This window comes from Chryseobacterium formosense (assembly GCF_900116415.1).
GTDB classification, from domain to species: domain Bacteria; phylum Bacteroidota; class Bacteroidia; order Flavobacteriales; family Weeksellaceae; genus Chryseobacterium; species Chryseobacterium formosense.
Window position 1 is genome coordinate 615,785 of record NZ_FPAP01000002.1, and the last position, 13,603, is coordinate 629,387.

Annotated in this window: 12 protein-coding genes; 9 read left to right on the forward strand and 3 right to left on the reverse strand. The window is 34.4% G+C overall.

Annotated elements, in window-relative coordinates:
- Nucleotides 1-66 precede the first annotated feature (66 nt).
- Nucleotides 67-564: a metallophosphoesterase family protein gene (locus BM371_RS09075; RefSeq protein ID WP_034678317.1), complete on the reverse strand. Its 498-nt coding sequence runs from the start codon at nucleotides 562-564 to the stop codon at nucleotides 67-69.
- A 215-nt stretch (nucleotides 565-779) separates the two neighbouring features.
- Between BM371_RS09075 and BM371_RS09080 the strand changes: the two genes are divergently transcribed.
- Nucleotides 780-2,324 (forward strand): serine hydrolase, encoded by a 1,545-nt coding sequence (locus BM371_RS09080; protein ID WP_034678204.1) that lies wholly within the window; start codon nucleotides 780-782, stop codon nucleotides 2,322-2,324.
- 162 nt (nucleotides 2,325-2,486) lie between these two features.
- On the opposite strand, the gene BM371_RS09085 is transcribed toward BM371_RS09080, so the two are convergent.
- A complete protein-coding gene (locus BM371_RS09085) occupies nucleotides 2,487-2,969 on the reverse strand; it encodes a SixA phosphatase family protein (RefSeq protein ID WP_034678205.1) in 483 nt (160 codons plus the stop codon).
- 114 nt (nucleotides 2,970-3,083) lie between these two features.
- On the opposite strand from BM371_RS09085, the gene ruvX reads away from it, so the two are divergent.
- The 7 genes from ruvX to BM371_RS09120 all read left to right on the forward strand — a co-directional run bounded on the left by ruvX (nucleotide 3,084) and on the right by BM371_RS09120 (nucleotide 8,544).
- Nucleotides 3,084-3,500 (forward strand): Holliday junction resolvase RuvX, encoded by a 417-nt coding sequence (gene ruvX, locus BM371_RS09090; protein WP_034678207.1) that lies wholly within the window; start codon nucleotides 3,084-3,086, stop codon nucleotides 3,498-3,500.
- On the forward strand, nucleotides 3,497-4,069 hold the full coding sequence (def, locus tag BM371_RS09095; RefSeq protein WP_034678208.1) for a peptide deformylase: 573 nt from the start codon (nucleotides 3,497-3,499) through the stop codon (nucleotides 4,067-4,069). Before ruvX ends, def begins: the two co-directional genes overlap by 4 nt.
- 67 nt (nucleotides 4,070-4,136) lie before the next feature.
- Complete coding sequence (locus tag BM371_RS09100; protein ID WP_034678209.1) at nucleotides 4,137-4,694, forward strand: DUF5606 family protein; 558 nt, start codon at nucleotides 4,137-4,139, stop codon at nucleotides 4,692-4,694.
- A gap of 132 nt (nucleotides 4,695-4,826) precedes the next feature.
- On the forward strand, nucleotides 4,827-5,600 hold the full coding sequence (gene mazG, locus BM371_RS09105) for a nucleoside triphosphate pyrophosphohydrolase (protein WP_034678210.1): 774 nt from the start codon (nucleotides 4,827-4,829) through the stop codon (nucleotides 5,598-5,600).
- A complete protein-coding gene (locus tag BM371_RS09110) occupies nucleotides 5,600-6,679 on the forward strand; it encodes an FUSC family protein (RefSeq protein ID WP_034678212.1) in 1,080 nt (359 codons plus the stop codon). The genes mazG and BM371_RS09110 overlap by 1 nt, the downstream gene beginning before the upstream one ends.
- Before the next feature lie 165 nt (nucleotides 6,680-6,844).
- The gene (locus tag BM371_RS09115; protein ID WP_034678214.1) at nucleotides 6,845-7,711 is read left to right on the forward strand and encodes a hypothetical protein; all 867 of its coding nucleotides are present in this window, start codon (nucleotides 6,845-6,847) and stop codon (nucleotides 7,709-7,711) included.
- A gap of 38 nt (nucleotides 7,712-7,749) precedes the next feature.
- The gene (locus BM371_RS09120) at nucleotides 7,750-8,544 is read left to right on the forward strand and encodes a hypothetical protein (RefSeq protein ID WP_034678215.1); all 795 of its coding nucleotides are present in this window, start codon (nucleotides 7,750-7,752) and stop codon (nucleotides 8,542-8,544) included.
- Nucleotides 8,545-8,610: 66 nt separating this feature from the next.
- Here BM371_RS09120 and BM371_RS09125 read toward each other — a convergent pair whose 3' ends face one another.
- Entirely contained in the window at nucleotides 8,611-12,324 is a 3,714-nt protein-coding gene (locus BM371_RS09125) for a metallophosphoesterase (RefSeq protein ID WP_034678216.1), read from the reverse strand.
- Between the two features lie 26 nt (nucleotides 12,325-12,350).
- Between BM371_RS09125 and BM371_RS09130 the strand changes: the two genes are divergently transcribed.
- Complete coding sequence (locus BM371_RS09130) at nucleotides 12,351-13,511, forward strand: Pycsar system effector family protein (protein ID WP_034678218.1); 1,161 nt, start codon at nucleotides 12,351-12,353, stop codon at nucleotides 13,509-13,511.
- Nucleotides 13,512-13,603 lie beyond the last annotated feature (92 nt).

A 13,603-nucleotide genomic window follows, 5' to 3' on the forward strand; every position in this document is an offset into this window, starting at 1 on the left:
ACAAGTTTTTCACAAATTTTTTAGTGTTATTTGCGAAAAAATATTGGTGGCATTTGTGTTTCAAAATTAAACTTTTGTCCCTAATTCAATGACTGCCAAATCTTTTATTTCCTCACCATCAATCACAAACTGCATCATCGTTCTCATTTTATGCCATCCCTGTTTTCCGCAAGCTCCGGGATTGAGATGAAGCAATTTGTTTTTATCATCATACATCGCTTTCAAAATATGAGAATGCCCTGAAATAAATAATTTCGGAGCTTTTTCAGAAATTTCTTTCTTGGCTAAAGGCGTATATTTTCCCGGATAACCACCGATATGAATCATTAAAACTTCTACCTTTTCACAAAAAAAACGATTCACTTCAGGAAATTCTGAACGGATTTTTGCATTGTCAATATTTCCCCAAACTCCTTTTAAAGGTTTGATTTTTTCAAGTTGCTCAATGATTTCAAAACTTCCAAAATCTCCGCAATGCCAAATTTCATCGGCTTGTTTTGCATAATCTAAAATTCTGTCATCCATATAAGAATGAGAATCGGAGAGAAGGAGTATTTTAGTCATTTTTAATTTTTTTACCACAAAAGAAGAGACAAAGGAAATAATTGAATGGTATTTCAAAAGTTTACAAATCATTGATGCTGTTTTTTGTGAACTTTTGAAAATCTTATAGTACACTAAAATCTTTTGTTTCTTTTGCGGTTTAAACAAGTCGCAAATTTACTTAATAATACTGAATTGATTAAATTTGAAAAAATTTTTAAAATAAATATTTACATATGAAAAAGAAACTTTCTTTTTTCCTTTTTCTTTTAACAATAGGGATTGCGAATGCGCAGGTTGAAGAAAAAAAACTGGATGAATTAATTCAGAATACCTTAAAAACTTTCGACGTTCCCGGAATCTCGGTTGGTGTTATTAAAGACGGAAAAATAATTTATTCTAAAGGTTTTGGGGTGCGTTCTTTGACAACGAAACAACCGATGGATGATACCACTTTGGTAGGTATTGCTTCCAACTCAAAAGGGTTTACCTGTACTGCTTTAGCGATTTTGGCGGATGAAGGTAAATTAAACTGGGATGATAAAGTTTCAAAATATATCCCTGAATTTCAAATGTATGATCCTTATGTTTCTCAAAATGTGACCATCAAAGATTTGGTAACCCACAGAGCGGGATTAGGACTCGGACAAGGAGATTTGATGTTTTTTCCTGAAGGTGGAAATTTAACGGTAAAAGATATTGTTCATAATGTAAGATATTTAAAACCTGAAAATCCGTTCAGAACGACATTGGATTATAACAACATCATGTTTATTGTTGCAGGAGAAGTGATTACCAGAATTTCAGGATTAAGCTGGGCAGATTTTATTGAGCAGAGAATTATGAAGCCGGTCGGAATGACTTCAAGTTTCGGGAGTTATAACAGAGCAAAAGCTATTTCGAATAAAATCGATGCACACGCGCCGGTTGACGGAAAAGCAATTGCCGTTCCCCACGACTGGAACGAAACAGGAAATGCAGCAGGCGGAATTATGAGCAACATTAAAGACATGACCACTTGGGCAGAATGTCTTCTGAATAATTTTACAACAAAAGACGGAAAGAAATTGGTTTCGGATAAAAATATTCAGCAGCTTTGGAGTTTACAGATTCCGGACGGTGTGGCAATGAAAAATCCTTATGACACAAGTTTTTACGGATACGGTTTGGGTTGGTTTTTAAGTGATGTAAAAGGACATAAGCAGATTCAGCACACTGGTGGATTGATTGGAACGGTAACTCAGTTTACCTTAATTCCTGATATGAAATTAGGGATTGTGGTTTTAACGAATCAACAGTCCGGAGCAGCTTTCAGTACGATTACCAATACAGTAAAAGATTCTTATTTAGGAGTTGCCGACAGAAACTGGCTAAAAACTTATGGTGACAGAATGCAGAAAGTTGAAGCGGATTACAACAAGCAAAAGAAAGAAGCTTTTGCAAAATCTGAGGCTTTTAAAAAAGAAAAAAATCTGCAGCCAAAACCAGAACAGTTTGTCGGAAAATACAATGATCAATGGTTCGGAGATGTTGAAGTGATTCAACAAGGAAATACGTACAGAATTTCTTGTAAAAATTCGCCAAGACTGAAGGGGAAGCTTCTTCCTTTTTCAAACAATACTTTCATTATTAAATGGGATGATAGAAGTTACGATGCCAATGCATATCTTACTTTTAGCTATGATGAAAACGGAAAAGCAGAATCTGCAAAAATGAAAGCGATTTCTGATGTGACAGATTTCAGCTTCGATTTTGATGATTTGGATTTGAGGAGGAAATAATTTTTTTTAAATATTTATTCAAATAGGGACGGGCTTTAGCCCGTCTTTTCTTTGTAATGCGAATTGGCTTTAGCCAAAACTTAAAATTTAAAAATATTTAACCACCCCGTCAAAAATTCTTACGAATTTTCGCCACCCCTCCAGAGGAGGGGAATCTTAACGTCAAACTTTTATTTTCGCAGGCTCATAGAAGAAAAGCAATTTTTTATTGGCTCCGTCAAACTGCGACCATGAGTCACATTCAATCTGAAAACCGGCAACACCACAGGTAGGGAAATGGAAAATATCCTCAGAAATTGAATTGGCAAAGTTGGAGATTCCGTTGTTGTGAGAAAAAAACGCAACAGAATTCAGTTCGTCATTTAAATCATAAATAACCGACTGAAAATTATTTTCAGAAGGATTGTACAGTTTTTCGTCTGTTCCAAATTTCAGATGATAGGTCTGATTGAAAATTTTACAGGTATTCAAAGCCCTTACAGCGGGGCTCGAAACAAGATAATCAATCGCGATATTATGGTTTTTAAGAAATTTAGACATTTTTAAAGCATCCTGTAAGCCGGTATCTGCTAATGGTCTTTCAAAGTCGCTGGTTTCTTCGGGCCAGTCACTTTTTGCATGTCTTACGAGAATCAATTGCTTCATAGTCTTTGGTTTAGGTAATATAAAATTATAAAAAAATTAATGTAAAAAACTATGATTTATAAAAAAAACTGTGTTAGGAATATAATGGCTAAAATTTCTTAAATTTGCAGACTTATGGGACAGATCATTGCAATAGACTATGGAAAGGCGCGTTGTGGTATCGCTGCAACCGATGATATGCAGATTATTGCAAGCGGTCTTGATACTGTGGAAACCCACTTTCTGATTGATTTTTTGAAAAAATATTTCAGTTTAAATAAGGTAGATGCAGTTGTTGTAGGTCTTCCTACGGATTTAAAAGGTAATATTTCGGAAGTGGAAACCGATATTTTAGGTTTTATAGAAAACTTTAAAAAAGAATTTCCGCAGGTTGAAGTTCATCGTTTTGATGAGAGATTTACCTCAAAAATGGCTTCATTTTTTATTTCCCAAAGCGGAAAAAGTAAAAAACAAAGACAACAGAAAGGATTAATAGATAAAGTAAGTGCAACCATCATATTGCAGAATTTTTTAGAACAAAGAACAAGATGATTTTACCAATTAGAGCTTTTGGAGATCCTGTTTTAAGAAAAACGGGAAAAGATATAGACAAAAATTATCCGGATCTGCAGGAACTGATCGATAATATGTTTGAAACCATGTACAGCGCAAACGGTATTGGTTTGGCTGCACCACAGATTGGTCTGGATATCAGATTGTTTATCGTAGATGTGACGCCTTTAGCGGAGGATGAGGATTATGAGGATATTGCTGAAGAACTGAAGGACTTTAAAAAAGTTTTTATCAATGCAAAAATTCTTGAAGAATCTGGTGAAGAATGGAAATTTAATGAAGGATGTCTCTCAATTCCTGATGTAAGAGAAGATGTGAAAAGGAAGAGTACAATTCTTATTGAATATTACGACGAAAATTTTGTAAAGCATACAGAAACTTTTTCCGATATTAGAGCCCGCGTAATTCAGCATGAGTATGATCATATTGAAGGAACACTTTTTACCGATCATTTAAGTGCGCTGAAGAAAAAGTTGGTGAAAGGAAAACTCACAAAAATCACTCAGGGAGATGTTTCAATAGGTTATAAAATGAGATTTCCAAAATAATTTAAACTAAGAAATATATTATTATAAAGAGCGTTATAGCTTTTACTAAAATTAAAAAAATAAAATTATGCTGTTAGAAAAAATAATTTCGATTTCTGGTAAGCCGGGTCTTTACAAGTTGGTTTCGCAATTGAAAAACGGATTCATTATCGAGGACGTAACTACTAAAAAGAAGGTGAGCATCGGGAATTCAAGCCAGGTAAGTCTTTTGGATAATATCGCCATGTTTACTTTTGATAAAGAAGTTCCTTTGTTTGAAGTATTCGAAAACATTGCTAAAAACCACGATTATAAAGAAGCGCTTTCTCACAAATCTTCAGAAGATGAGTTGAAAGAATTTATGGGTGCATCTCTTCCAAATTATGATACTGAAAGAGTATATAATTCTGACATCAAAAAATTAGCTCAATGGTATAACATTCTTCACAAAGCAGGCTACATCACTCCTGAAAGTTTTGTAAAAGCAGAACCTGAAACTGTTGACGGAGAAGCTACAGAAGAGGTAAGCATTGAAAAAGAAGCTCCAAAAAAAGCTCCAAAAGCTGAAAAACCTGCAGCTCCAAAAGTAAAAGCAAGTACAGGAGCAAAAGCTGCTACAAAAAGTACACACAGAAAAATGGGATAATATATCCTGAATATTATATAAAAACCTTGTCAGAAATGATGAGGTTTTTTGTTTCAAGACAAAATAACAATACAGAAGATTTGCCGTAAATTTGTACTTCTTAACCTAAACCTTAATCTCAACCTCAATTAGATGAATACCAAACAGGAAAAACTCGAAGCTTTCGGAAGACTTTTAGATATTATGGATGATCTTCGTGAAAAATGTCCATGGGATCAGAAGCAGACTCTTCAAACGTTACGTCATTTAACGTTAGAAGAAACCTACGAGCTTTCTGATGCGCTTTTACAGGAAGATTTAACGGAAATTAAAAAAGAATTGGGAGATGTTTTGCTTCATTTGGTTTTCTATGCTAAAATTGGTTCCGAAAAAGGCAGTTTTGATATTGCTGATGTCATTAATTCTTTGAATGAAAAACTGATTTTCCGTCATCCTCATATTTATGGAGATGTTGAAGTGAAAGATGATGAAGAAGTAAAGCAGAACTGGGAAAAATTGAAACTAAAAGAAGGCAACAAATCTATTTTGGGTGGTGTTCCTAAAGGTTTGCCGAGTTTGGTAAAAGCATACCGAATTCAGGATAAGGTAAAAGGAATTGGTTTTGAATTTCACGACGCTGAAGATGCGTGGAAAAAAGTAGACGAAGAAATTCAGGAGTTTCATGCGGAGACCGATTTAGACAAAAAAGAGCAGGAGTTAGGCGATGTGTTTTTCTCACTAATCAATTATGCCCGAATTTCAGGGATAAATCCTGATTCAGCATTAGAAAGAACAAATTTAAAGTTCATTTCAAGATTCCAGAAAATGGAACAGCTTACAGCTGAAGCAGATTTAAAATTAGCCGATATGACTTTAGAGGAAATGGATCTGTTTTGGGAAAAAGCAAAGCTTCAAGATAAAAATTAATGAAAGTAAATCATCCTGTGCAAAACAGATTTCAGTACATCATTGAAATCAAAAAGACAGAAAGGAAATGGCATTTTCCTTTACTGGCGGCTTTGTGCATCGGGACGCCATTGCTTTTGGGTTGGCTTATAGAAAAACCTGACTTTGGAAGCTTCTCAAGTTTGGGAGCATTAACGATTCTTTACTTCACGCAGGCTCCGATCAGTCAAAGAATGATTCATCTTGCGGTTTGTTCCTTTGGAATGATTTTCTCATTTGCGGTGAGTTTATGTTTGGGATTTAATATCTATTCTGCCGCCTTTGCCTTAGGAATTGTGGCTTTTCTCTCACATTTTATAACAAATTATTACAAAATTCCACCTCCCGGAAATTTCTTTTTCATTATGGTTGCGGCAATGGCGAGTAATTTTCAGTTTAATATCGAATTGATTCCTACAAGGATCGGTCTTTTTGCGATGGGCGCCATTCTTTCCTGTTCATTTGCATTTATTTATTCTGTTTTTGTCGAGAAATCTGCGGTCATCAATCTTCCCAGAAGAACATTCAGGAAAAGACGATATACAAAGTTCGTAGAAAGTGGGATAATCGCTGTTTTTATGATCTTAACTTTGATCATCGGGCATCTGTTAGAATTTAAAAATACCTATTGGATTTCCATTTCAACAATTGCTATCATTCAAGGGAGAAATTTTGAGCATGTACGGCAAAGAAATCTCCATCGAATTATCGGAACTTTCGTAGGTCTCGGTTTGGCTTCTGTTATTCTTTATTTTGATCCAGAAAAAATTGTGATGATTTTTATTATTATGATTTTACAATATGTTGTTGAACTGATGATCGTGAGAAATTATGGGTTTGCAGTTGTTTTTCTTACACCCTTAACAATTTTACTGGTAGAAACCGGAAGTCACATTCATCATGATGTTACCGAATTAATGCAGGCAAGACTGATCGATACTGTAATCGGAAGTTTAATGGGTTTATCAGCAGGATTCTTACTCTACCATCAGCAAACCATCAATAACCTGGAGAAAAGCGTAAGATTTTCTTTTTTTCAGTTTAAAAAATTGAAGAAGTAAAAAATATTTAAGCCATTAAGATTTATGTAATGATTGAGAAGTTTAAGAAATATCAAAATATATTCATTATCAGTCATCTTAAATCAGATTTATCTGAAACTTAAAAAATCTTATCCACTGAAATAACTTAATGTTTAAATTTGAATATTAAATAAAAAGGAAGTTATGAAATTCAACTATATTTTCGCCCTGTTTTTACTAAGTTGCAATCCTAAAGCACAGGATTCTGCAATAAAAAGTGATGCCTTGAAGACAGAGTTTTCTCTTCCCAAAAAGCTAAAAGAAGTTTCGGGAATTGCACTTTCCCAAGACCAAAAAACTATTTGGGCAATTGAAGATGCAGGAAATAAAAATGTAGTCTATGGTTTAGATTTAAAAGGAAACCTTATTGCAGATGTTTTGGTAGAAAATACAGAAAACAACGACTGGGAAGACATTACAAAAGATAAAAACGGAGATATCTACATCGGAGATTTCGGAAATAATGAAAATGACAGACAGAATCTTTCCATTATAAAATTAGATTTGAAAAACGGTTCTCAAACGTCAACAAAGGTCGTTCAGACAACGAAGTTTCATTACGAAGGACAAAACGAATTTCCACCGAAAAAATCAAACTTGCTGTACGATTGTGAAGCTTTTGTAGAAAGAGACGGAAGTTTTTATCTATTTACAAAAAACAGAAGCAAAGGATTTGACGGAACTTTTTTAGTCTTCCAGATTCCAAATAAAGAAGGTGATTTTGAAGCAAAATTAATAGGAAAGCTGAAACTGGAAGGTGGCTTTAATGATGCTGCTATTACTTCAGCTGCGATTAATTCTAAAGATCAGATTGTACTTCTAACGCACAAGAATATTCATGTTCTTTCCGGATTCACAACAAATGATTTTAATTCAGCTAAAATTCAGAAAATCTCTCTGGATCATAATTCACAAAAAGAGGCAGTTGTTTTTTTGGATGACAAAACTCTGCTAATCGCCGATGAAAAGGATAAAAATGAAGGTGGGAATGTTTATCGTTTTGGATTGTAGTTGATAATAGATTATTTTCGCAGTTGTTAAAAATAATTATGAAAAAACTATTATATATTCTACTTGCTTTCGCTGTTATTTCATGTAGTGGAACTGATGATATTTTACAAGAAGAAACTTCTCAAAATAATTCTTCGGAATTACAACCGGATAAGATTTGGGTTTATTATGCCGAACTTCCTATTATAACAAATGTAAACCAAGATTGGAATTATAAATTTCTCTATGAAAATGGGCTTTTGAAAAGAATGACCGGAAGATTAAATAAAGTAAATTCGGGAGGTTCTAATATTTATTTTTTTTCCAACGATATATATACAAGTGTCTCTTACTTACCTAATCAGGTTGTTGTCGAACATTCAGAAATGCATGATGGAGTAAAGAAAATTGTTCATAAATTGCAAAATAATAAATTGATTAAATCTGAAGTTTATAATAATTACAACGAGATTTATCAAGTTAAAAACTATTCATACGAAGCAAATAAAATATCGGTTCATACAAAATGGTACTCTTGGGATACTTATGATACCTATTTCTTTGATTCTAATAAAAACCTGATTAAAAGTGAAAAACTAGAGCTTTCAGGAAATGTTCAGACTAAGCTGACTAAAACGGATTATTTGAACTTTGATACAGCTAAAAATCCGTATAAAAAGCTTTCATTATTAAATGAAAATTTTTTCGTGAAAAGTTTGTCAGAAAATAATTACAGAAAGATATCTTATACAACTCAATATTTACCAAATGACCCTCAGATTTTGCCAGGAAACGGATATAATGAATGGACGTATCAATATAATTCTGACGGGCAAGTAGTATTATCTCATTAGAAATAAAAAAGAAAACCATTTCGGTTTTCTTTTTTTATTTTGTGATATTCTTTTCTTTAGACTTCTCTAAAAATTCATTCCCACACCGCCGGAAATTCTTCCTCCATCCGAACCGATGAAATAATCTAGTCTTGCAGAGAAAGATTCCAAAAGATTTAACCAAAATCCTGCACCAACACCTTGATGCCATTTGTCAGACTGTTCTTTGTCTATCCATACTCTTCCCAAATCGTAACCTACCAAGATCCCCATATTGGTCGGAACAATATTGTTCTTCACCCTACCAAAATCCCAACGGACTTCTGCATTGTTGACCAAATACGATTTTCCGGCAAACCTTTCATTTCTATAAGCGCGCATTCCGTTGTTTCCGCCAATGGCTGCAGCTTGGTAGAATTCAAAATTATTATTGTTGATGATCATTGCATTCGTTGAGTTGGCAAAAACAAATCTTCCCTGCTTATCAATTCTTTTAAAAAGATTCATCGTTCCCTGGAATGTTGCGAAATTTCTGTCGAAATCCTGTAAATTGGTTTTCCAGCCTGCATTTAAAATTAATTCCAAGCCTAACGTAGGAAAAGCATTATTATCTAAATTTTTAAAGCTAAACGTGTAATTTGCTCCTCCAAACTGTTGATTATTGAAAACTTCAGGTCTTACATCGGGAGAAACGGCTACAAAACGATCATCATTTCTCTGAACTTTAGCATTTTCAAAAGTTAACTGAAACTGATGTTTCAGATTAAGCCAGCTTGTTTTTGAAATGGAAGGTGCAAATTTAATCTGCGAAATTCTCACACGGTTATAATCTCTGTTGTCCTCATCCGCATCGTTTAAGCTTTCGTTTCCTAAACCAAAAAATGTTCGAGCAAAATGTGGAGTCGTGTAAAGAGCATCAATTCCTGCATCCCAACCGAAAATTGCTTTTTTGAAAACTCCTTTATAGCCAAGATTAAACCCACCAGTTGCAGTGTATAAATTGGCGCTTAAGCTGTGTTTCTGTGTAAAGCGGTCACGAATGAAATTGTTGACGGTATAGTTTGCTACAATCCCTAAAATTACTCCGTCATCAGGGTTGAAATTCGCATTCGGATACCCTGCAAAGAAATTATATTTCGGATGTTTCCAGTTATAGGTATTCACATTATAATCATCAGAAATTCTTTTTAAAGCTCCTTTGGTTTCGTACGTATTTTTCTGAGATTTAAAATCATAAATTTTAACGTTTCTTCCATTGGAAACTTGATAAACATCGTGATTATAACCGCCAATTAATCGAATGTTGGTCTTTGATTTCCCATCACCCGAAACTTCGTAAATATCATCATCATCCAAACCATAGATCCAAAGTTCCTTTGTTTTTTTGCCGTCATAATTTTTCTCAAAGACCAGCTCTTCAGTTTTATCCTTATTGATTTTGTATTGCTTTACATCAACGGAGTTTTCATTTTTAACGATAACAAATTTATCTTTGTCTAAAGTACCCACCAATGGAACTTTTTCCTGAAGAATGTGATAATATTCAACTGCATTTGCATCGATTTTCTCTTTTCTCAGCTTTAATTTTCTCTGAATATCGGCAATTGTTTCGTCCTGAACTTCTTTCGGAAGATTTTTAAAGGCATTGTCGATATCGGTATCCGTAAGATTTTTTTGAATAAATTTTGCCTGATTGCTCCAATCCTGTTCCGTAGAGCCTTTCAGGAAAATTAAATCTAAAGGATAAGGTTCCATGTTTACCCAACGTACATTTTTAATTTCATCTTTAAAAGATTTCATGTGACGAATCATCGGAATATTCATGATAAAGAAAAAAGCAGCACCGTCATAATTGCTGAAAGCCTGATCTCTGTCTCTTGGAATCGGTTTGTAAATAACTTTGTTACCGACTTTATATTCAGCCCATTTCCATTGGTCTTCGTGGCGATCCCAATCTCCGATCAGCATATCAAAAATCCTGGCTCTGATGTACAAAGCCTGGTCCACAGAATATTTGCTGTCTTTTCGCATATTTTTCAGAACATCTGAAGTTGAAACAATATCTGTAGCATTGTCAAGCGATTGCAAAGTTTTTGGGTCAGAAGAAAAACGTTCTTCGATCATGTATAATTCATCGCCATAGTTTTCATTGTATTTTCCTAAAGATTTTTGCTTCGGAATATAATATAATTCGGGATTGCTGTGGAAAATTCCTAACTTATCAATCATATTATTGACTGCAAAACCTGTAAAAGGATGATTGGTTGTATAAAAATCGAGGAGAAATCGTTCAGCGAACGTATTGTTTAATTCGTTTCCGAAATCATTTTTCTTAAAAGCTTGTGCGTTGAGAAAGCGAACTGCACTTTTCTTGATTCCGCGCATTACAAATTCCTGTCCGTCATTGGTTCTTAAACGTAAACTGTTCGACTGATTTCCGCCACCTTCTCGTACCGGTGAATAACCGGGATTCATGTCAGAAAGATCTTTAGTTTGCGCATTAATCGGAAGTGAGTAATATTTTCTGTAATGTTCTCCCCAAAGCCAGCGGTAGATTTTCCCTTTTTGAGTCATCTTCTCGGCGTAAACGGCAGAAGTATATGTTGCCGGAAGTGAGCTTGGAAAATTATTTTCAAATATTTTTGGTTTAGAAATAACAGAAATCTGTGTCAGTTTTTCTAGCTTATTATCTTTGGTTGAAAAATATTCAACGTCTGAACTGAGGTCTTTTCTTAAATTTAAAACAGCAAATCCGCTTCCGCCGTAAGAGAAATCGGTTTTCTCAACAATCGTTGAAGGGTCGGTTTTTGAGCCGGCTCCGCTAATGATTTGTCTGATATTTCGGTCTGCATGATATTGCAAATTATGATCGTGCCCGGAAACGAAAATTACATTTTCTTTATCCTGAACAATACTCTTGATTCTGTTGGCAAAATCTGCGTAATGTCTGTTGCTGATGTCTTCCATGCTTGCTCCGGAAGAACTTCTTAAAGTTGTAAGAACAGTAGCGACTCCGGGAACTGGAACTTTACCGTTAAAAGCTGAAAGATGTGATTTTGCAGTATTAAAACCGGCATGAACGCCCGAGCTGATTACGGGATGATGAAGCGCAACAATAATTCTTTTGTCCTGATTTTTAGTAATTAAATCTTTGAATTCGGTGTAAAGGTCGTCTCTGGTTTTGATATCGCAGCCTTTGTTGATTCCGGGTTGTTTATCCCAGTTAATTAAAGCCCATTCAGAATCAATAACGATGAGCTTAATGTCTTTTGTTAAATTAATATCATCAATCGGGCAGGAATTTTTAGGCAAAAAAGATTTTTTATCGTTCAGATAAGATTTTACAAATTCTTCCTGAGCTTTTAATCCGTCTAAACCGTGATACCAGTCATGATTTCCTGGAATAACCAATGTTTTGCCTTTAAAATTTTTGGTAATTGAAAGCTGGTTTTCCATTTTTTCTTTGGCTAGAGGATAGCCACTGTCGCTTTCTTTTGGCATTCCGAGAGGGTAGATGTTGTCACCCAAAAAGATCAGCATCGAATTGCTGTTGGCAGAATCAATCTTATTTTTAAGAAAATTCAAAGTGTGCTGAGCCTGAATTTCTTCCGCATTTCCGGCATCTCCAACCAGGAAGATCTGAAAATCGTTATCCGTTTTTATTTCAGATTGCTGCAGCTCATGTAAGTTTTTACCTTTTTTTACGTTGTAGGTAGCACAAGATAAAAGAAGTCCCGAAAGGAGAAGTGTTTTTCCTGCCGGAGCTATTTTTTTTAAATAAGATTTAAAGGATAAATTCATACATTTACATTAAGAAAAATTCTGTGATGAGCATCTTAGACAAAGCTAAAAATTATGTTGAAAACTTATTCAAAGATAAACTATCTTCTGTTTACTTTTATCATAATTTTATTCATACCACATACGCTGTTCAGAAAGCAGATGAAATCATAAAACATACCAGTATCTCTGAAACAGACAAAGAAAAAGTGTTATTGGCATTATGGTTTCATGATGTTGGCTTTACCGACTGCAATGCAGAAGGTCATGAGAAGCGCAGTGCGGTTATCATGAGAGAATTTTTGAAGAAAGATAACTTTTCAGACGAATATATTGATGAGGTTTCAAAGCTGATTCTTTCTACCGAAAAATATCACCAACCTCAAGGTTTACTGGAGGAAATCATGAAGGACGCTGATTTCAGTCACTTTGCAAGTCCGTTTTACAATGATTCGGCGGAAGCTTTGCGTAAAGAATGGGAACTGACAGGCGGAATGTGCTTTTCAAATGACGAGTGGAACGAAATGAATGTGGATTTTCTGAAAAATAAACACAAATATTTTACTGATTACGCCAAAGAACATTGGGAGCCTTTGAAAATGAAAAATGTAAAAAAGTTGGAAAAAAAATTGGATAAAGAAGAAAAACCAAAGAAAGATTCAGATAAAAAAGATCAGAAATCGGATAGAAGTGTTGATACTCTGTTCAGAGTCACGTTGAATAATCACACAAGATTGAGTGATATTGCAGACAGTAAAGCGAATATTTTACTTTCGGTAAATGCGATTATTATTTCGGTTTGTCTTTCGGTTTTGGTTCCAAAGCTGGATGCTCCGAAAAATACGCATTTGATTATTCCGACATTTTTTCTTTTGATTTCAAGTGTTTTAACAATTATTTTTGCGATTCTTTCGACAAAACCGAATGTGACGAAAACCAATTTTACAAAACAGGATATTGCAGACCGAAAGGTAAATCTTCTGTTTTTCGGAAATTTTCAGCAAATGCTTTTTGATGATTTTAATAATTCGATGAAAGATCTGATTAAGGATCGTGATTATATTTACGATTCTCTGACGAAAGACCTGTACTTTTTAGGAAAGGTTTTAGACAGAAAATATAAGCTTCTTTCGGTGACGTATCAGATTTTTATGGCAGGAATTGTGATTTCTGTACTGTCTTTTGCATATGCGTTTTTGACTTTGTAATTTTTGAAATGTTTTTTCATAGCGCTCCTACGGAGCGCACCGCAATAATACGATCTTATTTTCTACACACATTTTGCTCTTATGGAGCAATG

Excerpts from the sequence above, each read along its gene's own strand:
- BM371_RS09075 (WP_034678317.1), bottom strand. The coding sequence starts at position 564 with ATGACTAAAATACTCCTTCTCTCCGATTCTCATTCTTATATGGATGAC.
- BM371_RS09115 (WP_034678214.1), top strand. The coding sequence starts at position 6,845 with ATGAAATTCAACTATATTTTCGCCCTGTTTTTACTAAGTTGCAATCCT.
- BM371_RS09125 (WP_034678216.1), bottom strand. The coding sequence starts at position 12,324 with ATGAATTTATCCTTTAAATCTTATTTAAAAAAAATAGCTCCGGCAGGA.
- def (WP_034678208.1), top strand. The coding sequence starts at position 3,497 with ATGATTTTACCAATTAGAGCTTTTGGAGATCCTGTTTTAAGAAAAACG.
- BM371_RS09080 (WP_034678204.1), top strand. The coding sequence starts at position 780 with ATGAAAAAGAAACTTTCTTTTTTCCTTTTTCTTTTAACAATAGGGATT.
- ruvX (WP_034678207.1), top strand. The coding sequence starts at position 3,084 with ATGGGACAGATCATTGCAATAGACTATGGAAAGGCGCGTTGTGGTATC.
- BM371_RS09100 (WP_034678209.1), top strand. The coding sequence starts at position 4,137 with ATGCTGTTAGAAAAAATAATTTCGATTTCTGGTAAGCCGGGTCTTTAC.
- mazG (WP_034678210.1), top strand. The coding sequence starts at position 4,827 with ATGAATACCAAACAGGAAAAACTCGAAGCTTTCGGAAGACTTTTAGAT.
- BM371_RS09110 (WP_034678212.1), top strand. The coding sequence starts at position 5,600 with ATGAAAGTAAATCATCCTGTGCAAAACAGATTTCAGTACATCATTGAA.
- BM371_RS09130 (WP_034678218.1), top strand. The coding sequence starts at position 12,351 with ATGAGCATCTTAGACAAAGCTAAAAATTATGTTGAAAACTTATTCAAA.
- BM371_RS09120 (WP_034678215.1), top strand. The coding sequence starts at position 7,750 with ATGAAAAAACTATTATATATTCTACTTGCTTTCGCTGTTATTTCATGT.
- BM371_RS09085 (WP_034678205.1), bottom strand. The coding sequence starts at position 2,969 with ATGAAGCAATTGATTCTCGTAAGACATGCAAAAAGTGACTGGCCCGAA.